Source organism: Telluria sp. AZSoR62, from assembly GCF_058111565.1.
The window spans coordinates 1-250 of sequence record NZ_JBYTST010000467.1 but is presented as its reverse complement, the minus strand read 5'-3'; the positions used below and the strand labels follow the sequence as shown (position 1 = coordinate 250).

Here is a 250-nt window from a genome sequence, read left to right as displayed (position 1 = left end):
AACTACCGCCGCACGCACGCGAACGATGAAGTTTGGAAGGAGCAAGCGCATGGCAGGATCATTCGAATTGTTCACGGATGCCGAATCACACGTCCGGTTCACCCTTGTGGCACCGGACGGGACGGTCCTCGCCGTTTCCGGGCCGTACCCGGATAAGCGTGAGGCCGCAGCCGGCATCAATGATGTTCGTGAATGCGCCGGAACCGGCCTCATCAATGATCTCTGCCCCGCAAGCGCCTGACTTGCAGCC

The 250-nt window shown here is 60.8% G+C and carries 1 protein-coding gene; it reads left to right on the top strand.

The window, feature by feature from the left end; all coding sequences use genetic code 11:
• The coding region (locus AC3XQU_RS24435) for a YegP family protein (RefSeq protein ID WP_489876702.1) at positions 1 to 241 on the top strand (241 nt) is incomplete at its 5' end.
• Positions 242 to 250 lie beyond the last annotated feature (9 nt).